Annotated in this window: 18 protein-coding genes; 11 read left to right on the top strand and 7 right to left on the bottom strand. The window is 50.3% G+C overall.

Annotated features, from left to right (window positions below; genetic code table 11):
- Positions 1-262: 262 nt before the first annotated feature.
- The gene (locus tag MET42_RS0106130; RefSeq protein WP_019881958.1) at positions 263-721 is read right to left on the bottom strand and encodes a fasciclin domain-containing protein; all 459 of its coding nucleotides are present in this window, start codon (positions 719-721) and stop codon (positions 263-265) included.
- Between the two features lie 247 nt (positions 722-968).
- Here MET42_RS0106130 and apbC point away from each other — a divergent pair, with 247 nt between their 5' ends.
- Together apbC and MET42_RS0106120 are read left to right on the top strand one after the other, a co-directional pair.
- Positions 969-2,057, top strand: a complete 1,089-nt coding sequence (gene apbC, locus MET42_RS0106125) for an iron-sulfur cluster carrier protein ApbC (protein ID WP_019881957.1) — start codon at positions 969-971, stop codon at positions 2,055-2,057.
- A 37-nt stretch (positions 2,058-2,094) separates the two neighbouring features.
- The gene (locus tag MET42_RS0106120) at positions 2,095-2,655 is read left to right on the top strand and encodes a DUF1003 domain-containing protein (RefSeq protein WP_019881953.1); all 561 of its coding nucleotides are present in this window, start codon (positions 2,095-2,097) and stop codon (positions 2,653-2,655) included.
- 84 nt (positions 2,656-2,739) lie between these two features.
- Here the strand turns inward: MET42_RS0106120 and pgl are convergent, their stop codons facing one another.
- Positions 2,740-3,426 carry a 6-phosphogluconolactonase gene (pgl, locus tag MET42_RS0106115; RefSeq protein WP_019881952.1) on the bottom strand — a complete coding sequence of 229 codons (687 nt, stop codon included), beginning with the start codon at positions 3,424-3,426 and terminating at the stop codon, positions 2,740-2,742.
- Positions 3,427-3,610: 184 nt separating this feature from the next.
- Here pgl and gnd point away from each other — a divergent pair, with 184 nt between their 5' ends.
- From gnd to MET42_RS0106090, 4 genes are all read left to right on the top strand, one after another.
- Entirely contained in the window at positions 3,611-4,519 is a 909-nt protein-coding gene (gene gnd, locus MET42_RS0106110) for a phosphogluconate dehydrogenase (NAD(+)-dependent, decarboxylating) (protein ID WP_019881951.1), read from the top strand.
- Between the two features lie 142 nt (positions 4,520-4,661).
- Positions 4,662-6,137: a glucose-6-phosphate dehydrogenase gene (gene zwf / locus MET42_RS0106105; RefSeq protein WP_019881950.1), complete on the top strand. Its 1,476-nt coding sequence runs from the start codon at positions 4,662-4,664 to the stop codon at positions 6,135-6,137.
- 182 nt (positions 6,138-6,319) lie between these two features.
- Positions 6,320-6,889, top strand: a complete 570-nt coding sequence (dcd, locus tag MET42_RS0106095) for a dCTP deaminase (protein WP_019881948.1) — start codon at positions 6,320-6,322, stop codon at positions 6,887-6,889.
- A gap of 120 nt (positions 6,890-7,009) precedes the next feature.
- Entirely contained in the window at positions 7,010-9,256 is a 2,247-nt protein-coding gene (locus tag MET42_RS0106090) for an arginine/lysine/ornithine decarboxylase (RefSeq protein ID WP_019881947.1), read from the top strand.
- Between the two features lie 902 nt (positions 9,257-10,158).
- Here MET42_RS0106090 and MET42_RS0106085 read toward each other — a convergent pair.
- Positions 10,159-10,641 carry a dihydrofolate reductase gene (locus tag MET42_RS0106085; RefSeq protein WP_019881946.1) on the bottom strand — a complete coding sequence of 161 codons (483 nt, stop codon included), beginning with the start codon at positions 10,639-10,641 and terminating at the stop codon, positions 10,159-10,161.
- Positions 10,642-10,650: 9 nt separating this feature from the next.
- Positions 10,651-11,190 (bottom strand): peroxiredoxin, encoded by a 540-nt coding sequence (locus tag MET42_RS0106080; RefSeq protein ID WP_019881944.1) that lies wholly within the window; start codon positions 11,188-11,190, stop codon positions 10,651-10,653.
- Positions 11,191-11,339: 149 nt separating this feature from the next.
- On the opposite strand from MET42_RS0106080, the gene MET42_RS0106075 reads away from it, so the two are divergent.
- Positions 11,340-13,175, top strand: a complete 1,836-nt coding sequence (locus tag MET42_RS0106075; protein ID WP_019881943.1) for a tetratricopeptide repeat protein — start codon at positions 11,340-11,342, stop codon at positions 13,173-13,175.
- A 42-nt stretch (positions 13,176-13,217) separates the two neighbouring features.
- Here the strand turns inward: MET42_RS0106075 and MET42_RS0106070 are convergent, their stop codons facing one another.
- A complete protein-coding gene (locus MET42_RS0106070) occupies positions 13,218-14,048 on the bottom strand; it encodes an HDOD domain-containing protein (RefSeq protein WP_019881942.1) in 831 nt (276 codons plus the stop codon).
- Between the two features lie 252 nt (positions 14,049-14,300).
- On the opposite strand from MET42_RS0106070, the gene map reads away from it, so the two are divergent.
- Complete coding sequence (gene map, locus MET42_RS0106065) at positions 14,301-15,095, top strand: type I methionyl aminopeptidase (protein WP_019881941.1); 795 nt, start codon at positions 14,301-14,303, stop codon at positions 15,093-15,095.
- 27 nt (positions 15,096-15,122) lie between these two features.
- Entirely contained in the window at positions 15,123-17,702 is a 2,580-nt protein-coding gene (locus MET42_RS0106060) for a [protein-PII] uridylyltransferase (RefSeq protein ID WP_019881940.1), read from the top strand.
- Positions 17,703-17,711: 9 nt separating this feature from the next.
- On the opposite strand, the gene MET42_RS0106055 is transcribed toward MET42_RS0106060, so the two are convergent.
- Positions 17,712-17,984 (bottom strand): cupin domain-containing protein, encoded by a 273-nt coding sequence (locus MET42_RS0106055; RefSeq protein WP_019881939.1) that lies wholly within the window; start codon positions 17,982-17,984, stop codon positions 17,712-17,714.
- 330 nt (positions 17,985-18,314) lie between these two features.
- On the opposite strand from MET42_RS0106055, the gene MET42_RS0106050 reads away from it, so the two are divergent.
- Positions 18,315-20,903: a bifunctional diguanylate cyclase/phosphodiesterase gene (locus MET42_RS0106050; RefSeq protein WP_019881938.1), complete on the top strand. Its 2,589-nt coding sequence runs from the start codon at positions 18,315-18,317 to the stop codon at positions 20,901-20,903.
- Positions 20,904-21,008: 105 nt separating this feature from the next.
- Positions 21,009-21,881 carry a hypothetical protein gene (locus MET42_RS0106045; RefSeq protein ID WP_019881937.1) on the top strand — a complete coding sequence of 291 codons (873 nt, stop codon included), beginning with the start codon at positions 21,009-21,011 and terminating at the stop codon, positions 21,879-21,881.
- 34 nt (positions 21,882-21,915) lie between these two features.
- Here MET42_RS0106045 and pnuC read toward each other — a convergent pair whose 3' ends face one another.
- Positions 21,916-22,527 carry a nicotinamide riboside transporter PnuC gene (gene pnuC, locus MET42_RS0106040; RefSeq protein ID WP_019881936.1) on the bottom strand — a complete coding sequence of 204 codons (612 nt, stop codon included), beginning with the start codon at positions 22,525-22,527 and terminating at the stop codon, positions 21,916-21,918.
- Between the last annotated feature and the right edge of the window lie 22 nt (positions 22,528-22,549).

The raw sequence follows: 22,549 nt of genomic DNA, 5'->3' as shown, positions 1-22,549 counted from the left end.
AATTCAAGCACCTAGATTGTAATAAAAGCTGATTGCAACCAAATTTTTAATGTAATCAGACACTTTTCCAATACCACCTCTCACCCATTACAACAAAATCAAACACTTATCAGACCAAGGGGTCAGACTCCTTTGAAAGTACCAATTTTGTTGCCCCTGGCGCCCCGCGCGGTGCCTGGCTCAGCCTGAACAGTCACTTCGTCCCCGACTAGAAAAATGCCTCGCTAAGCGAGGCATTTTGACGCAATCCTTTGCTAAACAGTTAACTTTTAGGCATCAGCACGGCACTCACCGTATGAATCACACCGTTATCGGCATTAATTTCATCGCCAACCACTTTCACATTATTCACTTTAACGCCATCGGTGACGGATAGCTGCAAATCAGCGCCCTCCAATGACTTCACCTTACCCGCGCTCACGTCCGCCTGGGTAATTTTGCCAGGATAAACATGATAGGAAAGTACTTTCTTGAGTGCCTCGCTATTGGCCATGAGTGCATTCAGCTTGGCTTTGGGCAACTTGGCAAACGCAGCATCATTGGGCGCGAACAAGGTAATCGGGCCGCTGCCATTGAGTGCGCCTTCAAGGCCAGCCACTTTGACCGCTTTGGCAAAGGTCTGAAAGCTACCATCTTGCTGCACTGTTTGCAGCAAGGTATCTGCACTAGCCGCGCCAGAAAAACTGATGGCTAACAGCGTGAATGCGAGAATTCTCTTCATATGATGTCTCCTGATAAATGTAAAAACTAAATGTCCGGTTTAAAACCACGACTACCGACCTGCTTACACTATCTGCTCAGGCTTACGCCTAGCTTACCCAAGCGTGCCCGCAGCTTACAGCCAACTTACCAATCGCATAATGGATACCGCCCAGCGACAAATCCCCCGTAGATAACATGACGAAGAGGGTCTGTTGGAGTAGAATTCCTGATTCATTTAGTCAGGCATTTCTGCAGGAACCTCAAGCATGGCCATTAGCGAATTAATCATTCAAAGCACCTTAAAACTGTGCATAGACCCCAATACCGGCAAAGACTTCGTCAGCACGAAGTCGATCAAGAACATTCAGATCAATGGCAACGATGTCAGCCTTGATGTGGTGCTGGGCTATCCGGCAAAGAGCCAGCTGGAGCCGATTCGCCAGCAAGTGACTGACGCACTGAAAAGCATTGATGGCATCGGAAAAGTCGCTATCAATGTTGGCAGCCGCATCGTGGCGCATGGCGTACAACGTGGCGTCAATTTATTACCGAACGTGAAAAATGTGATTGCCGTGGCCTCGGGCAAAGGTGGCGTCGGCAAATCCACTACCTCAGTGAACCTGGCGCTGGCGCTAGCCGCCGAAGGAGCGACGGTGGGCTTGCTGGATGCGGATATTTACGGCCCTAGCCAGCCACAGATGCTGGGTATTTCCGGCCGCCCGGATAGTGCCGACGGCAAAAGCATAGATCCTATGCGTGCGCATGGCATACAGGCCATGAGCATAGGCTTTCTGGTCGACACTGATACCCCTATGGTATGGCGCGGGCCGATGGTTACTGGTGCATTGGAACAATTATTACGCGACACGCGCTGGCAAGATCTGGACTACCTGGTGATTGACCTGCCACCGGGCACTGGCGATATCCAGCTGACTCTGGCACAAAAAATCCCGGTAACCGGCGCCATTATCGTCACCACCCCGCAAGACATTGCCCTGCTCGATGCGCGCAAAGGCCTGAAAATGTTTGAGAAAGTCGGCATCCCGATTTTAGGCATCGTCGAAAACATGAGCACACATATCTGCTCAAATTGCGGCCACGAAGAACATATCTTTGGCACGGGTGGCGGCGCTCTGATGGCCAGCGATTACAACATAGACTTATTGGGCAGCCTGCCGCTAGATATTAATATCCGCATGCAAGCCGATGGTGGCCAGCCCACTGTCGTCGCCTCACCTGATAGCGCCGTTGCGCAAAGCTATAAAGAGATCGCGCGTAAAGCTGCGAGTAAAATCGCCATCGCCAGCCTCGACCACAGCGCAAAATTCCCTAATATCGTCATTCAAAAAACCTGATCACCTAATTAAGCCTAACCACCGAAGGACGTTGCGTATGACAACCCGCAAGCACCATATTGCAGAAGGCCTGATGGGCGCGCAGTACGAGGCCATGGATGAACATATGCAACGTGTCGCCCGGCATATGACCGAGCGCCATCCGGTTTCGCGCAACCTGGCCGTGCATCACACCCACGAAACGCCCAGTCGTGGCCAACGTGCGGCTGATGCCATGGCGCGCTTTGGCGGCTCCTGGTCATTTATTTTCATTTTTATGCTGATTCTGGTGAGCTGGGTGATTCTGAATTCGGTCATTCTGCTGCACTACGACCGCGCATTCGACCCCTATCCCTATATTCTGCTCAACCTGTTTTTATCCATGCTGGCGTCCATTCAGGCACCCATTATCCTAATGTCGCAAAACCGGCAGTCAGAAGTTGACAGACGCCAGGCCGAGCACGACTACGAAGTGAATTTAAAAGCAGAATTAGAGATTTTGCTGCTCCATGAAAAACTGGACGGTTTGCGTGAGCAACAGTGGCAGGAACTGATTCAGTTGCAACAACAGCAAATCAGCTTGCTTGAAAAGTTACTGGTCGAGAAGAACGAAAAGTAATCTTGGCCACGAAAAATATAGCGTACATAAAAAAGACCACAAAGATTTGTCTCTGTGGCCTTTGTTTTCTGTGGTGATCAGGCTTTAATTAAGCGTCACACCAAAGCAATAGACATCGACACCGTTCGGCGATTGAATCAAGGTCGCCGGAATAGCCACACCATTACGCCAGTTGTCGACAGCTTCCTGTTTACCAGCCCCCGTCACCAGGAACATGACTTCATGCGTATTATTCAGGCGGTCCTGGCTAATCGTAATGCGGTCTGCCGGTGGCTTGGGAGAGTTGAATACCGGCACGGCATCGGCGGTGTTGTTCACCACTTGTCCCGGGAACAGGCTGGCAGTATGGCCATCTTCACCCAGGCCTAAAATCACCAGGTCAAACGTACGCACACCTTTAAGCGTTTCCGCATACGCCTTGGCGCCTTCAACATTGCCCAATTCAGCTGGGATATCGTGAATCTGGCTTTCAGGAATCGCCACATGACTTAACCAGGCATCGCGCGCCATCTTGCTGTTACGCTCAACATGATCGACTGGCAGGCAGCGGTCATCATTATGATACACATGCCAGTTGGCCCAGTCGGCATCTGCCTTGGCTAATAATTGATAAACGGCTTTGGGGGTGCTGCCACCCGCCAGTACAACCAGAAAACTACCGTGTTTGGCGATGGCAGCATCCGCTGCTGCCAGGACTCTATTGAGTGCTGCCTGGTTAATTTCTTCCTGAGATTGAAACGAGTGCCAACGAGTTTGAGAATTCAAAGACATAGAAAACCTGTAAAAAACAATACAAAAAAGCGTGCGCAGCCTTTTAGTGCGTGACTGCATTTGCTATAATTATATCTGACTCGACATGATAATTCTGCAAAATTATCCGAAGCACTGATCGAGTTCATGCCATCCAAAAGATGGGTGTCTCTTAAAACTATCCTCACACCATAGGAAAATCCGAATGAAATTAGCAATGATTGGCTTGGGCAAAATGGGCGGCAACATGGCTGCACGCTTGCTGCGTCACAAAATTAACGTGGTTGGTTTTGACTTCAATACCGAATTCGTTAACAGACTCGTAAAAGAAGAAGGTCTGGAAGCAGCAACCTCAGTCGCTGATGCAGTCAGCAAACTCGAAGGCCAAAAAATTGTCTGGTTGATGTTACCAGCTGGTGAAATCACCGAAAATCAAATCAAAGATCTGATCCCTCTGCTGAACAAAGGCGACATCATCGTCGACGGCGGCAACTCAAACTACAAACACAGTCAGCGCCGTGGCGCAATGTTAGCTGAACATGGTATCGGCTTTATTGACTGTGGTACTTCCGGTGGCGTTTGGGGCCTGGACAACGGTTACTGCCTGATGTACGGCGGCGACAAGCAATACGCAGACGTATTGGCACCTTATGCACAAGCACTGACACACGCTGACCGCGGTTGGGCGCACGTGGGTCCAGTAGGTTCCGGTCACTTCACCAAAATGATCCATAACGGTATCGAATACGGCATGATGCAAGCATTTGCCGAAGGTTTGGACCTGATCAAAGGTAAAGAAGACTTCAACCTGGATCTGGCACAAATCACTGAATTGTGGCGCCATGGTTCCGTGGTACGTAGCTGGTTACTGGACCTGACAGCAGAAGCATTGAAAGGTGATCAGACACTGGAAGGCATCGCACCTTATGTTGCTGACTCCGGCGAAGGTCGTTGGACAGTGGTTGAAGCCGTTGAGCAAGGCGTTGCAGCACCAGTGCTGACAGTGGCATTGCAAGCCCGCTTCCGCAGCCAGGATGCAGATGGTTATAGCTACAAGCTGTTGTCCCTGATGCGTAATGCATTTGGCGGTCACGCAGTAAAATCATCTAAGTAATCGATATGAGCCTCTCGTGACGAGAGGCTTTTTGCTTATTATTTAGAGCGACTGTGAGTACTCATAGAGTGGGAACTTATGGTAGCAAATATATGGGAAAGGCTTGCCCTTTCCCGTTTACATTTTTATCTTAAGGTTAGAAATGACGAATAAAATTGATCCATGCACACTGGTGCTGTTTGGCGCTAGTGGCAATCTGGCCCGCGTAAAACTTTATCCTGGTCTGTTCAGACTGGACTCACTGGGCCGCTTGCCAGCAGACCTGAAAATTGTAGGCGTTGGCCGTCAAGTGGTTGACCTGGAAGCCTGGCGTGCAGACATCAAAAGCATGCTGGATGCCAAATTTAAAAAAGGGTATGACCAGGCTGTGTTTGAGCGCTTTATCGCGCGTAACTTCTACCACGCCAACCCACCGACAGATCCAGATGCATTTAGCAAACTGAAAGCCACCCTCAGCGACGAAAGCGTTTTCCCGCAAAACCTGGCTTACTTCCTGTCCGTGCGTCCAGTTGACTTCGCCCCAGTGGTGGAATCATTGGCCAATGTTGGCCTGACGCAAGAAGACAAATACTGGCGCCGTGTGGTGATCGAGAAACCATTTGGTACCGATCTGCCATCTGCGAAAGAGCTGCAAGCCGCAATCACCAAGCATCTCAAAGAAAGCCAGATCTATCGTATCGACCACTACCTGGGTAAATCAGCACTGCAAAACATTTTGCTGCAACGCTTTACCAACACCGTGTTAGAGCCAATCTGGAACAACCAGTACATTGATCACGTACAAATCACCAACACCGAAATGCTGGGTGTAGGCGACCGTACGCAGTTCTACGACAGCACTGGCGCATTACGCGACATGTTGCAAAGCCACATTCTGCAAACATTGGCACTGACCGCCATGGAACAGCCGAAAGACCTGTCCCCTGAAGGCGTACGCGATGCAAAAATCAAACTGCTGGAAGAAATTCGCCCGATCCCGGTGAGCGAGCTGGAAAAACATGCTTTCCGTGCGCAATATGCTGCCGGTGAAATCAATGGCGAAAAAGTGCCTGGTTACCTGGAAGAATTGGGCAACAATGACAGCGTGGTTGAAACCTATGCCGCGCTGAAATTGTTTATCGACAATCCACGCTGGAAAGGTGTGCCGTTCTACATCCGCACCGCCAAGCGCCTGCACGAAGCCGATACGCGTATTTCTATCCGCTTCAAAAAGGCACCGCTGCAGATCAATGACCAGGATCAAAACTGGCTCATCATTGGTATCCAGCCGCGCGAGTGTATTAAGCTGGAAGTGCAATCCAAGATTCCAGGCCTGGATGTACAAACCCGTACCATTCAGTTGGATGCGGCCAACCGTTGGGATAGCGACGACTCCGTAGATGCATACGAAGCCCTGCTGCTGAACCTGATGCAAGGTGACAATTCCAACTACCTGCACATTTCTGAAGCTGAAGCGCAATGGCGCCTGGTAGATCCAGTGGTCAAAGCCTGGGCTGAAGACAAGAAGCCAGTACATCAATACCCTGCTGGTAGCCGTGATCCTGAAGCCTCAAAAGTTATTTTTGAAGCCGAAGACCAGTTCTGGCGTTACAGCATTGAATTAGGCGGCGACAAATAATAGCTGGCGGCTGCAAATGCCGCTGGTGAAATAAATCGCCAAAAATTCATAAAAAGTTTGCGAAACTGACGACATTTGTTGTTATTATTTGCACTCATTAAAAGCGGAGTTTAAACTCCGCTTTTTTCTCTTTATTGCAAGCAATCTTGCACAGATAAGCAACGCTAAGACTGGATAAGGCAATGAGCATTAAGTCGGACAAATGGATACGCAGAATGGCTGAACAACACGGCATGATTGAGCCGTTTTCACCGACGTTGGTGCGTGAAACCAATGGCGAAAAAATCGTGTCTTATGGTACCTCCTCTTACGGTTACGATATCCGCTGTGCTGACGAATTCCGCGTGTTTACCAATATCAACAGCACCATTGTTGACCCTAAACAGTTCGACCCGCAATCTTTCGTTGAAGTCTCAGGCAAAGGCTATTGCGTGATTCCACCCAACTCGTTTGCATTGGCCCGTACGGTCGAATATTTCCGCATTCCGCGCTCAGTGCTGACCATCTGTTTAGGTAAGTCCACCTACGCACGCTGCGGCATCATCGTCAACGTCACGCCGTTTGAACCAGAGTGGGAAGGTTATGTCACACTGGAGTTCAGTAACACAACGCCCTTGCCTGCCAAGATTTACGCCGGCGAAGGCTGTGCCCAAGTACTGTTTTTTGAATCTGATGAAGTTTGCGAAACCAGCTATAAAGACCGCGGTGGCAAATATCAGGGCCAGGTTGGCGTGACTTTGCCAAAAATATAGCCTCACCCAGAATTGAAAAACGACCCATTTCACCACAAAGGCACCGAGTAAAAGCATGGCTTTCTCAGTGCCTTTGCACTTTGAGTTACACGTTTCAGTGACAAGTTAAGGATTCATTGAATGAAATTTAGATTTCCCGTCGTCATTATTGACGAAGACTTCCGCTCCGAGAACTCTTCTGGCCTCGGCATCCGAGTATTAGCCAAAGCCATCGAAGATGAAGGCGTTGAAGTGCTGGGCGTGACCAGTTATGGTGACCTGACGTCGTTCGCACAACAGCAAAGCCGCGCCTCTGCATTTATCTTATCCATTGATGATGAAGAAATCGTCGAGGAAAAACCGGAAGCCATCGAACAATTGCGCAACTTTGTGGCCGAAATACGCTACCGCAATGAGGAAATCCCGATTTTCCTGCATGGTGAAACACGTACCAGCCGCCATATCCCGAATGATGTGCTGCGCGAATTGCACGGCTTTATTCACATGAACGAAGACACGCCAGAATTTGTCGCGCGCCTGATTATCCGTGAGGCCAAAGCCTATTTGGACAGCCTGCCACCACCATTCTTCAAGGCACTGACACATTATGCAGCGGACGGCTCCTACTCCTGGCACTGCCCTGGCCATTCCGGCGGCGTCGCCTTCCTGAAATCGCCAGTGGGCCAAATGTTCCACCAGTTTTTTGGCGAAAACATGCTGCGTGCAGACGTCTGTAACGCTGTTGACGAATTAGGCCAGTTGCTGGACCATACCGGCCCGGTCGCCGCATCCGAGCGCAACGCCGCCCGCATTTACAACTGCGACCACTTGTACTTTGTCACCAACGGCACCTCAACTTCCAACAAAATTGTCTGGAACTCCACAGTGGCGCCCGGTGACATCGTCGTCGTCGACCGTAACTGCCATAAATCCGTGTTGCACTCGATCATCATGACCGGTGCGATTCCTGTTTTCCTAATGCCGACACGTAACCACTTCGGCATTATCGGACCAATCCCGAAGAGCGAATTTGCCTGGGAAAACATCCAGAAGAAAATTGAACGCAACCCGTTTGCCAGCGACAAAAACGCCAAACCACGCGTATTGACCATCACGCAATCCACTTACGATGGCGTGCTGTACAACGTAGAAGAAATCAAGGAAATGCTGGATGGCAAAATTGACACCCTGCACTTTGACGAAGCCTGGTTGCCACATGCCACCTTCCATGACTTCTACGGCGACTATCACGCCATTGGCGCGGATCGTCCGCGTTGTAAAGAATCCATGGTGTTCTCTACCCAGTCCACGCATAAACTGCTGGCCGGTTTGAGCCAGGCCTCACAGATTCTGGTGCAGGACGCGCAGGACAACCACCTGGATAGAGACCTGTTTAACGAAGCCTACCTGATGCATACTTCCACCAGCCCGCAATACTCGATTATTGCCAGCTGCGATGTGGCAGCCGCCATGATGGAAGCCCCGGGCGGCACCGCCTTGGTGGAAGAGTCACTCAAGGAAGCGCTCGACTTCCGCCGCGCCATGCGCAAGGTGGACGAAGAATGGGGCACCGACTGGTGGTTTAAAGTCTGGGGGCCTACTGACTTGTCCGAAGATGGCCTGGAAGAGCGCGATGCGTGGATGCTCAAAGCTAACGAACGCTGGCACGGTTTCGGCAACCTGGCCGAAGGCTTTAACATGCTGGACCCGATCAAAGCCACCATCATCACCCCAGGGCTGGATGTAGATGGTGAGTTTTCTGAGGAATTCGGCATCCCCGCCGCCATTGTGACCAAGTATTTGGCTGAACACGGCGTGATTGTTGAAAAAACCGGCCTCTATTCGTTCTTTATCATGTTCACCATCGGCATTACCAAAGGCCGCTGGAACACCATGGTCGCGGCTTTGCAGCAGTTTAAAGATGACTACGACAAGAACCAGCCCTTATGGAAAGTACTGCCGGAGTTCGTACAGAAACACCCACGCTATGAACGCATTGGCCTGAAAGACTTGTCTACACAAATCCATGAAGTGTATAAAGCCAATGACGTGGCGCGCCTGACCACTGAAATGTACCTGTCAGACATGGTGCCTGCCATGAAGCCAACTGATGCCTTCTCAAAAATGGCGCACCGCAAGATTGAACGTGTTGCGATTGATGAGTTGGAAGGTCGCGTGACTGCGGTATTGTTAACGCCCTACCCGCCGGGCATCCCATTGCTGATTCCTGGCGAACGCTTTAACAAGGTGATTGTGAATTACCTCAAGTTTGCGCGTGAGTTTAACGAGAAATTCCCGGGCTTTGAAACCGATAACCATGGTTTGGTGAAACAAATTGTGGATGGTAAAGCGGTGTATTACGTGGATTGTGTGAAGCAAGAAGATTAGTTTCTGTAATCTTGTACAAGGGAAACGCATGGCTGTATAGCAAAGCGTTTCCCTTTTTTGTTTTTAAGGCCATTGCTGACATTACTGGCTTAACGCAACTCGTTGTCATCGGTGTAACTTCTACAAAGAATCTTATCGCCACATATTCATTCCGACGTAAAGTGGGCATTGTGGTTGCATGCATTCTTGCTTTTCGCCTCTCGGCGAGTCACTTTCTGATGCTTGCCCCTCAGAAAGTAACCAAAGAGGAGGGCACCCAGCCATCACGGCCTTCGGCTCCCTTGCGTTGCTCAACAAAATAAGCCGGTCACGAAACTCAACCTGGCAGCTCACACAAAACGTGAGCCGCTGCGGGATTCGGACAGTCGCTCCCTCTACTCTTATTTTGTCTCCGCTACTCAGCGTGATGGAATGGGATTTATCTCGCCAAACTAACATTGTAGAAATCTGAACGGTTCAAAAAAACAGATTAGTTTATTAAGGACACAAATGGTGGCATTCGCCTGGTGTTCGGGGTCCCCATCTGCCGCGCCGAGCAACGCAGGCTTGGCGGGAGTCTTCGGCCATCGGCTGTTCGAGTTCCGCAACAAGCCACGTCTTTTGTGGCTTGTCAGGGCGAGTTTCGATGGACGCCCGGCAAGCCGAGTAGCGCAAGGAAAAAGCGGAAGTTGGGGTGTCTTGTTCTTTGCCTTCTTTCTTATGGACAAGCATAAGAAAGAATGGTCGCCGAAAAGGCGAAATAGAATCGTTCACAAAACAACCAGGTGTTTTTTTATAAAATAGCCCTCGCTTTGTGCAAACAAAGAAAAGTAACTCGCCAAAAAGGCGAAAAGCAATGCATCAACACTCCCATTAAAGAATGACTTTCCTAAGACTATCTCTATCTGGTCAAATCATCTCAATCAGCGGCGCTGATAAACCATATCACTATAATGCAAGCCATTCACCGAGGTATGCCCCTCCTCGCTCACCAACGCCCAATCATGCATCTCCATCTCAGGGAAAAACGCATCGCCGCCGACATGCGCATACACGCGCGTAATGTATAGCCGCGTGACATAAGGCAAACCTTGGACGTACATCTCTGCCCCACCAATCAAAAACGGCTCATCATCGCCTGCGCACGCCGCCAGCGCTTCCGGCAATGAGTGAACCACTTTCGCGCCTTCAACCGCATATTCAGTATCGCGCGTCACAATCACGGTGGTGCGCCCGGGCAGCAACCGTCCCAACGATTCATAGGTTTTACGGCCCATGATGATATGGTGGCCCATGGTGAGTTGCTTGAAGCGTTTGAGGTCTTCGGGCAAATGCCAGGGCAATTGGTTATTGTGGCCAATTACCCGATTGTCGGCATGGGCGACGATGAGGGAGAGTGCTTGCATAAAAACCTCTTAAAATGCGGATAACCGTTTGAGGTCATCAATAATGGCTTGGCTGTGTCCATCTGGATTGACGTTGCTATAGGTCTGCGCAACCATGCCTTGCGGATCGATAATAAAGGTCATGCGTTTGGCGGCCTGCAATATGCCCAGGTTAAACAACGCGCCATAGGCATCTGCCACCTGGCCATTGGTGTCAGCCAGCAAGGGAAACGATAAACGGTGTTTTTGTGCAAACTTGGCATGGCTGGCAACAGTGTCTACGCTCACGCCAACGACTTCCGCCCCCATGGCATGGATTTGCTGGATATCATCACGAAAATGGCAGGCTTCGCGCGTGCAGCCTGGCGTATCATCTCTGGGATAAAAGTACAGAATCAACCACTTGCCTTGCCAGTCAGCCAGCCGGCGCGTATTACCTTGCGCATCTGGCAACTTGAAATCTGGCGCTTTCATGCCGACACTGACGCGGTTTGAGGGCTGCTGATACTGGCGATAACCCCAGATGGCCAACCATAATATCAGTCCGTACATGATCAGTTTGATGAGCATTGCTTAATTTCCCCTTTAGACGTAAATGACTTAAAAGTGAGCCTGATGACCGTTTGGCCGTTGACGCTTTAAGCCGCTTATTGTACCTTAATCCGCCATCTGTCATTTTAAGGTCATACGCAAACGTTTGAAGTGTTGCAGTCTCTCCCATGAATAATGAAGCCATTGCAAAACTGCTCAAACTAATTGCTGACGACCCGCTGCGCTGGGACGCATACCAGAAACTGGCTGGCCTGATGTTAAAGAATCAGGAGTTTCATGCCGCTGAGCAGTATTTACTGCAAGCGATTAGCCTGCAGCCCAAAACACTCGAGCTGCATGTGCAACTGGCCAATCTGCATATGCGCACGCAGCAATTTAAAGCGGCGCATGAATGTTATAAACAAGCGATTGCCCTGGATGCAAAACAGGCACAACTATATTCCCTGGACGCCCGTGCACTGAAAAATATGGGGCGCACGCAAGAAGCGATTTTACGCCTGCGTACTGCAACCAAGTTAGATCCGCAACAATCACAGGCATTCAGCGAATGTGTCGACTTGATGCTGCAAGCGCAACAGCTGGAACCAGCAGCCAATATGCTCAGGCAAGCGGTAGCCGCGCATCCTGAACACGCACACTTTCACTATCGCCTGGGTGTGTTATGCCAGCAGTTGCATGCAACCGATGAGGCCCTGCAATGCATGCAGCAGGCGATCAATATCCAGCCGGACTTTGCTGAGGCCTATCATCAGCGCGCCCTGATGCTGCAACTCCAGGGTAAAACACAAGCCGCCCTGAACAGTTTTAACGATGCGATTACCTACCAGCCGAATTTGCCGGTGCCGTATAACAATCGTGGGGTGGTGCTTTGCCAGCTTGGCCAATATCCAGCGGCCATTGCCGATTTCAGGCAAGCACTGCAATTGAACCCAGGCTATGCCTCGGCTTACTGCAACCTGGGGCTGGCCTTATATGAAAATGGCGATGCGGACGAAGCCTATACCTGCCTCGAAACGGCTTTGCAGCATGCGCCTCACCACGCACAGGCGCGCTATTACCTGAGTATGCTCAAACTAGCCAGGGGCGAATATGAGACTGGCTGGCCCATGCATGCCTCGCGCTTTGAGGTACTCCCCGACAAGCAGCGACCAAACACAGACTTGTTGTGGCGCGAAACCGGCTCGCTGGTGGGCAAAACCATCCTTATCCTGGCTGAAATGACGCTGAGCGACACCTTGCAATACTGTCGCTATATCCCGCTGATCAAGGTCTTCAAAGCTAACCAGATGATTATCGCGGTGCCCGAGGCCTTGTTTGATCTGTTAAATGAGTTTTGGGCGCAGGATGCCGGTATTCTGGTGATTCGCCAGGATGGCCGTCCTTTACCGCATTTTGATGTGTATTGCCCGATGCTCAGCCTGCCAGCGGTCTTTAAAACTCTGATCGACACGGTGCCTGCCAACCTGCCATACCTCACCATTCACGAGCGGCATAGCCAACCCTGGCAACAATTGCTGGGGCCGACCAGACGTTTGCGTATCGGCCTCAACTGGTGTGGCGATGCGGATAATAAATATGACAAGCTACGCAGCATTCCGCTGTATCTGATGGCGCCATTACTGCAAATGGAAGTCGAATGGCACAGCATGCAAAAAGAGTTCCGGCGTGAAGACCACATCATGCTCAAGCGTTTTCCGATGCTGGAATGCCATCACCCGGCACTGACTGATTTTACACAGACGGCCGGGCTGATCATGCAGATGGATCTAGTCATTACGGTGGATACAGCGGTCGCGCATCTGGCAGCGGCACTGGGTAAACCGGTCTGGTTATTGTTGCCACACCAGGCGCATTTCCGCTGGCTGCAACAGCGTGAAGATAGCCCTTGGTATCCAGGCATGCGACTATTCAGGCAAAATGCTGAAGAGCCGTGGGAACATGTCATTGACCATGTACACCAGGCGATTACCGACCTGCTGGCAAAACGCGCCGCAGATGCCTGATCAAGCGCGGGGGATGCTAGTAGTGCAACAGCGCTGGAAATATTAGTGCGGCACGCCCACAATATGCATCACCCGTTCCACATCCACGTGCAGCAACTGGGCAATATCCTTGTAGTCATCTGGCAGGGCCGCATTGGCCCAACCATCGGCAGAATGCCTGGCCAGGTTGACGGCCAGTTGCACATTGCGCACCCTGGGCAGATGCGCGCGCTGCTCATCCATTAAATCGTTTAACAACGATGGCAGGTTAAATGCCTGCACCAGTTCCGCCTGCAACTCCAGGATACGGAAACCAAGTACGTCTTGCTGCACGACACGACTGCGCAAGGCTTTATCAGCGGCCTGGCGCTTGCTGATTTCACCCATCGCTTCTGGATTAAAACACCACATCAGCATTTCGGCAAAATCGTACAATGAGGCCGCCACACGCAACTCTTCTGCGTGCAAATCCATCAAATGTGAGGCAAATTCGGCCGCAAAATAACCGGCACGGTGTGCACGTATCATGAGTTTAAGCAAATCCACCAAGGCAGGCACATGCTGGTTCAACACATCCTCGACATGCGGCACGGCAGGAATTTCGGCAAAAAAGGTGCTGGTGCCCATCATGATAATTGCCTGCTCCACCTGCACCAGGTCTTGCAACTGGTGGCGGCTGCGGTGATTGTTGGCATAGGTCAGCACTTTAAACATCATCAGCGGGTCATTAATCACCACGCGTGTAATGTCACGTGCTCCCGTGTCGTCCCCTCGCTCTTGCAGCGCAGTCAGTTCCCTGGCGGTTTGCCGCAATACCGGAATATCCGCCTGCTTTAAAAAAGCGACCCAGCCATTCACGGTCCGGTGTTGCCTTGCTTCGGTGAGTGTCACCATGTGTTCGCTCCAGCTTGATTCATGCGCCCGAGTATAAAACATTGCCACCGCATGCGATGTTGCAATCAATCGCACAAATCAGCGCCTGTTTGTTTTTAGGGCATATCCGTTTGAATGCAATCATTAAGTTTAACGCCACAAAAGGCATGTTTCTTTAGTCGTGACTGATAAATGCCTATGTTAGAATGACATTTTAGTTATTGATTCCCAAGCCGGATCCTGAAAAATCCGGTTTTGTAAGGTCATCAGCATATGGCAATCATTCTGCACACCCCCGAAGAAATCGAAAAAATGCGCATCGCCGGTCGACTGGCCTCCGAGGTGCTTGACTACATTACGCCCTTTGTTGTGGCTGGCGTGACGACCAATAAGCTGGACCAGTTGTGTCACGATTACATCGTCAACGTGCAACAGGCGATTCCTGCCCCGCTCAACTATGCGCCGGATGGTCATACGCCCTATCCCAAATCAATCTGCACCTCCATTAACCAGCAAATTTGCCATGGTGTGCCCAGCGAAAAAGAGCTAAAACAAGGTGATATCGTCAACCTCGACATTACCGTTATCAAAAACGGTTACCACGGCGACACCTCACGCATGTTTATGGTAGGTGGCGTAACACCGCAAGCCAAACGCTTGTGCGAACTGACCTATCAGGCCATGTGGCGCGGCATTGAGAAAGTAAAACCCGGCAACACGCTGGGTGATATCGGCTACGCCATTCAATCGTTTGCCGAGAAAAATGGTTACAGCATCGTGCGCGAATTCTGCGGCCACGGTATTGGTAAAAAATTCCATTGTGAGCCACAAGTGCTGCACTACGGCAAACCTGGGGCTGGCCTGACACTCAAACCTGGCATGATTTTCACCATAGAACCCATGATTAATGCCGGTCGTCGTGACATCAAATTCATGTCAGATGGCTGGACGGTGGTCACCAAAGACCGCAGCCTGTCAGCACAATGGGAGCACACCGTACTGGTCACCGAAGATGGCTTTGAAATCATGACCGTGTCTGCCGGTACGCCACCGCGCCCAGCCCTGTAAACACCTGACGATGGTGACCATTGCTACATGACAGTGATTAGCAAGGAACAGCTCAAACACTGGCGCGAGTCACTCCAACTGGCGCGCCAGCAGATTGCCGATGCCTACCAGGCCAATCCGCAAGCAAAAACCTTACTGCAACAACATAGCCGTGTGCTGGACCAACTGCTGCGAGATCTCTGGCGCAGTTATGCCTTACCGGCCAGTGTCAGCCTGATTGCCGTTGGCGGTTATGGCCGTGGCGACATGTTTCCCCAATCCGATATTGACCTGCTGATCCTGATGCCGGAAAACAGCGACAGCCAGCTACAAACCGCTGTCGAATCACTCATCGGCACCTTATGGGATATTGGCCTGAATATAGGCCACAGTGTGCGTACCTTGCAAGAATGCCTGGACGAAGCCAAGCTGGACGTGACCATCATGACCAACCTGCTGGAAGCACGCTGGCTGACCGGTCACCGCCAAACCTTCAGCGGCCTGATGCAGTCATTGCACACGCAATTGGACCAAGCGCGTTTCTTTGCCGAAAAACTGCGTGAACAACAAATTCGCCACGCCAAGTTTCACGATACAGCTTACAACCTCGAACCCAATATCAAGGAAAGTCCGGGCGGACTGCGTGACCTGCATATGATTTTGTGGGTCGCACAAAGCCAGGGGCTGGGCAATGACTGGAACGATCTGGTGCATGCTGGCCTGCTCAACCGCAGCCAGGCCAGCCAACTCAAGCGACACGAGCGCTTGCTGCAAAACCTGCGCATCCGCTTGCATCTACTGGCCAAACGCCGCGAAGACCGCCTGGTATTTGATTTTCAAAATACCCTGGCCGAGCAAATGGGCTATAAGACCACGGCACAAAAACGCGCCAGTGAACAACTGATGCAAGGCTTTTACCGCAGCGCCAGGGCGATCATGATTGAGAATGAAGTGCTGCTCAAACGCATGCACGCGCGTGTGAGCCCGCCCACTGAAGCGCCCAGCGTGATAGACCAGGACTTCACATTGTCACAAGGCCTGTTGAACGCACAAATGCCAGACTTGTTCCAGCGCAAGCCTGAAGCCATCTTGCGCTGTTTTCAGCTATTACAGCAACACCCGGCCATCACCGGTTTTAGCGCCACATTGGTAAGAGCCTTGCAGGATGCACAACCGCTAATCGACCGCAGCTTCCGGCAAAATGCTGCACACAAAGCCTTATTCCTGCAGATACTGCAAAGCCGTGAAGGCGTACACCGCAGCCTGCGCCGCATGAACCGTTACGGCATTCTTGGCCGCTATATCCCGGTGTTTGGCCGCGTCATTGCGCAAATGCAGCACGACCTGTTTCATGTCTACACCGTTGATGAACACACACTCAATGTGTTGCGTAATTTGCGCCGCTTTGCCAAGCCAGACCTGCGCCATGAGTTTCCGCTATGCAGTCAGCTGTTTAATGAATTTAGCCAGCGGCATTTGCTGTATTTAGCCGCGATTTTTCATGATATTGCCAAAGGCCGTGGCGGCGATCACTCACAATTGGGCACCATTGATGCCAGACGCTTCTGCCAAAAGCTGGGGCTACCCAAAGCCGATACCGAATTGGTGGCCTGGCTGGTCGAAGCGCATTTAAAACTATCGAGTACGGCGCAAAAAAGTGATTTGTCCGACCCGGATGTAATTGAAGCGTTTGCGCAGATGGTCGGCTCAGAATATCGACTAACTGCCTTGTATTTACTCACGGTGGCCGATATCCGCGGCACCAGTCCGAACGTGTGGAATGCCTGGAAAGCTAAACTATTGGAAAGCCTGTTTTTGCAAACACGCCGCGTATTGCAGCAATCACTCAATACCGAAGCGCAACTGAGTTTGCGCAAGCAAGAAGTGCTACAAAAACTCAGCAGTTTTAACCTGAAAGAAGCTTCAGTACAACCGTTGTGGCAAGCCTTTGGCAGCGGCTATTTCAGCCGCTTTGAGAGTGACGAGATCGCCTGGCAAAGCCGTTTGCTGATCCCGCACCTGCGTGCTGAAAAACCGATTGTGCGGGCCCGGCTCAGCCCTAAAGGTGACGGTATACAAGTCATGATTTACAGTCGCGACCAGAAAGAGATTTTTGCCCGTATCTGCCACTTTTTTGACAGCATGCAATACAACATTGTGCAGGCCAAGATTTACACCACGGCGCATGGCTACGCGCTGGATAACTTTATCGTGCTGGAACCAGACACACGCCAGATCAGTTATAACGGACTGCTCAAGCACATTGAACAAGGCCTCAACGACCAACTGCTCAGTGATCAAGCCATGCCCGACCCGATACGCGGACGTGTCAGCCGCCAGGTCAAACACATGCCCATCCCGACACAAGTCAATCTGCGCCCGGTAGATGCGCATCCTGCGCCAGGCCAAGTGGCATTTCAGCAACTGGATGTTATTGCCAACGACCGGCCAGGCTTGCTGGCGAGCATGGCGCTGGTGTTTCTCAACCATGGCATCGAATTACACAATGCAAAAATCAACACCTTGGGCAACCGTGTAGAAGATAGTTTCCTGATTTCGGCCTGCCATGGCCAAACCATAGACGACGCACAAACTGCCGCCCTGACACAGGCGCTGAGTGAGCTCTAAGCAAACAAGCTACTCAAAATGATAATGTTTGCGTAGCGGTTTTTTTACTTCCCACACGCAATCCAGGCCACTGGCAAACGTCACCAGATCCCCTGCCACAAAACTCACCGGCGCACCATTGGCTGGCGTCACCGTCACTTCGCCTTCGAGAATATAGGCAATTTCAGTGCTGCTGTATTGCCAGGTAAAGGTCGACACTTCTTTCGACCAGGTTGGCCATTGCTTCACCCCCAAAGCAGCCAGGGTCATGGCACTCGGTTTTTCTACTTTGATCTGGCTCATAGCGGCTCCTTTGTCATGGGGTAAACATGCAGACGATGCTTGGGAAAAATACATGGCACTGACAACATCATGCCAGCGCTTATTTTTGCGGATTATGCGTCACAGTTCAATCTTTTTAACACATGTCTGGCCTCTGATTTAAATCAGTGAAAGCGACTATTTCTTAGCAAATCTTTTCACTTCTCCCATCTTAATCCACATTGATTATGCGATTTCTAAAGCACATAATGTAATTAACATACGTAAAGAAATTCCTGTTTCTTGCCGAAAAAGAATAAAGACGTGTGTCATGCCATACAAAAATGACTACGAACAGTATTGGGGGTAGTTATGATCAATCAGGTATCCGGGGCCTTGCCCCAATATTCCATCCTGGACGATATTGATGTGCCCGAAAAGGTACTGCAGAGCTGGCAAATCACCACAGACTTGCTCGCTTATATTGCCCATATTCCTGCAGCGCTGATCATGCGCGCGCATGCTCACGAAATAGAAGTATTTGTGTCCAGCCATAGCGAAGGTAATGTTTATCATCAGGGTGAACATGCCAGTTTGAATACAGGCCTCTATTGTGAAAATGTGATCAGCAACCACCAGGCACTGCTGATCCCGAATGCCCAGAGCAGCCCGGGCTGGGAGCAAAATCCAGATGTCGCCCTGGGCATGATTTCCTATTATGGGTTACCGCTTAACTGGCCGAATGGCGAGGTGTTTGGCACCATTTGTATTCTGGATACAAAGGAAAACCATTATAACCAGGTGATCAAAGAGCTGATTGGCCAGTTCCGCGACAGCATCCAGCTTAGCCTCTACCATATTTACCACTCCAGCCTAGCCACCGAGCAAAGAGACCAGGCTAGGGAAGCCCTGCGGGATAGCGAGGCCTTATTCCGCGCGGTGTTTGAGCATGCTGCGATTGGCATTGCGCAAGTGGATTTATCTGGCCGTTTTTTGCAAATCAACCGCGAATTTTGCCGCATCATTGGTTACAGCCAGGACGACATCCTGTCGCAACACATGACTTATCAGCAAATTACGCTGCCCGATGACCTGGGTAAGGAAGCGGAAACCATTGCGCACTTATTAAGCGGCGACATTGATCAATATATTGTAGAGAAACGCTATCTGCATAAAATGGGGCAAGTGGTGTGGGTGAGTCTGTCAGTCCATTTATTACGCGATGATCAACAACAGCCTCTCTATTACATCAGCGCGGTACAAGACATCAGCGAAAGAAAACTGGCAGAAGAAGAGCTGAAGCTGGCAGGCTTAGTCTATAACAACAGCAGTGAGGCGATGGCCATCACAGATGCCTATGGCGCGGTTTTGGCGATCAACCCCGCATTTACTAAAATGACAGGCTATGCGCTGGAAGAAATCAAGGGGCAATCCATCACCCTCTTGCGCTCCGATCAGCACGATGCCCCTTTTTATGCCGCGCAAAGCCAGGCTATTCAGGCCTGCGGGCAATGGCAAGGTGAAGTCTGGAGCAAACGCAAGAATGGCGCTATTTTCCCCACTTGGCTGACGATCAACACCTCTTATCAGGCTGACGGCGCGGTACATAGACGCGTCGGCTTGTTTTCTGATATCTCGGCCATTAAAGATGCCGAAGCGTTAATACTCAAACAGGCCAATTTTGACCAGCTGACCAAGCTGCCTAATCGGCAACTATTCCAGGACCGCCTGGAACAGACCCTTAAAATGACGCAACGGGAAAACCAGAAATGTGCCCTGCTCTTCATTGATCTCGACCGCTTTAAAGAAATTAATGATACGCACGGCCACAATGTCGGCGACACCTTGCTGATTGAAGCGGCTGACCGCATCGTTGCCTGTGTACGCCAATCTGACACCGTTGCCCGCCTGGGTGGGGATGAGTTCACCGTGATTCTGAGTGATACCCACGACAATATGATGATTGCGCATATTGCACAAAACATTATCGACCGCTTGTCAGAACCGTTTATCACCGCAAAAAAAGAGGCTTTTATCTCGGCGAGTGTCGGCATTGCTATTTACCCCGAAGATGCGACGGATACCCAACAACTTCTGAAAGTGGCAGACCAAGCCATGTACGTGGCCAAAAATGCCGGACGTGGCTGCTATCGCTTTTTCACCAAGCTTATGCAGCAGGAGTCAGATTTCCGCATTCGCCTGTCTACCGACTTGCGCCAGGCATTGTCACGCAAGCAGTTTTCTGTCCATTACCAGCCCATTATTGAGCTATCCAGCGGCCGCATTAATAAAGCAGAAGCTTTACTGCGCTGGAAGCATCCGGAACTGGGGTATATCAGTCCTGATATTTTCATCCCCATTTGCGAACACTACGGCACTATCCATGAAATTGGTAACTGGGTATTTATAGAAGCCGTTAAGCAAGGCGCCAGATTTAAACAATTGCTGGGGCGCGACTTTGAAATTGCCGTCAATAAATCGCCGGTACAATTCAAAGCGAATGAAGAAATGATGCATAACTGGATTAGTCTGCTGGATCATATTCATTTCCCGACCAAATGCGTCGTGATTGAAATTACCGAAGGGGTGCTGATGGACCTGGTCGGCAACATTGAAGAGAAGCTGATGGGATTTCACAATGCCGGCATTCATATCGCCATTGATGACTTTGGCACCGGTTACTCCTCTTTGTCCTACCTGAAAAAATTCAACGTCGACTATTTGAAGATTGATCGTTCATTCACGGCCAACCTGGCGCCAGATTCCAGCGAACTGGCGATTTGTGAAGCCATTATTGAGATGGCGCATAGACTGAAGATTAAAGTCATTGCGGAAGGCATAGAAACTGAAGCGCAATTGCATTTGCTCGAAGAGATACATTGCGATTTTGGCCAGGGCTATTTATTTGCCAAACCAATGCCAGCAGATGCATTCGAGAAGTTACTGATCGATTTAGGCTAAGGGTCTCATCTGCCTGACTTGTCACGGCGTCTACCTACAAAAGGTAGACGCATCGCGATGATCAGATGATTTAAACCGTCTGATGATTTAAAATGACTCGCTTAAATGTTTACCTATCCCCTACTCACGCCCGCCGAACAAGCCAGTTTGCCTACACTGGTTGCCGAGCCTAATCCCATCCAAGCCAAGTTTGAGGATAGCACGCATCAGCTGTTTTATTGCCAAACGACGGATGGCGAAATGGTACTGAAAGTGTGTAATGAAGCGACCATTAGAAGCTCTCACTTCTGGCTAGGTGCAAACCATTTATTTGCAGCCAACTTCCCTGACAGCCTGGGCGATATCCATCTAACGCATCATTTTTTGCAGAAAAACGGTGCACTGACAGTACCTGGTTTTGTCGCGGCCAATGCTCAACGATTTGTGCTGACCCGTTTTTTAGCCGGCAAGGACTTAGATGCTGAACTTATTGCTGATGATTGGGTAATACAGTTAGCCGAGCATATTATAAAACTGCATCAATGCACTTACACCAGTTGGGGCGAGCTGCATGCGCCAAAGCTGCCTGCCATTGAATGGTCCGGCCGTTTGCACCAAACAATTACTTTTCTGGCCAAGCAAAAAGGCACGTTGATTGATAAAACGTTATTGGCTGAAGTATTAGCGAACGCAGAAAATATCCGCGAAACCCAATTCGTGCCGATGATGCTGGATTTACGTTGGGATCAATTCCGTTCAGGCACCAATGATTTGGCTTTGATTGATCTGGATGCATTTTTCATCGCACCACGCACGCTGGATCTAGTGCTGCTTGAATATGTATTAACACCCACGCAATTGGCTTTATTCAAACAGCACTATATTCAAACACACAACTGGCCCGAGCATGGAGCATACAAATCCTGCTATCAGTTGCTGTTGTTTTTGATGAATATATTAGGTGAGACTGATTTGGAAAAATGGATGCAGCAAATATAAACGCTGCATTCCGTTCACCATCATGTTGAGTTGTTTAAGCTTTTTGTTGCCGATAAAGCTTCACCCAGCTGATAAAACCGACAATCGCCAGAATCGTATTCAGCACAAATAAAACCGCCGTAGCGTAATAGCCTGTTTGCACATACAAGAGCGTGGCAGCACCATCAATCACCGCCCAATATAGCCAGTTTTCCAATACCTTCCTGGCAATCAGCCATGTGTTCATGACAGAAAAAACCGTCGTATAAGCATCTAACATCGGACTTTGCGATTGCCCTGTCTGTTGCAAATAATTACTGACCAAAGCGCTCACTATAATTCCGACTGCAATAAAACCAACATGCCAAAGCCAAGGCCAACGGCTGATCTGTAATGTATCAGTTTTAGCACCGTGTTTATGCCATGCCCAAAAGCCATAAATCGCCATGCCAATATAGTAAAAATTCAGCAGTGCTTGCATGGGAAGCTGACCTTCCCAAAACAGCATGGTGTATACCAGAGTGCTGAAGAAGGCAAACAGCCAACACCATTGAGACTCTTTGGCCGCCAGCAAAATATAAGCCACGCCCATCAGAGCAGCGGCGATTTCCCAATTGGACATTTGTTGAAATGCAGTCAGGATGGGCTGGAAATTATCTTGGTTCATGATCGATAAACACGCAAGAGAT

Origin of the sequence: Methylophilus sp. 42 (assembly GCF_000384155.1) — a bacterium.
Taxonomy (GTDB): Bacteria; Pseudomonadota; Gammaproteobacteria; order Burkholderiales; family Methylophilaceae; genus Methylophilus.
Note: the sequence above shows the minus strand (reverse complement) of the source record. Positions and strands in the feature narration are given on the sequence as shown.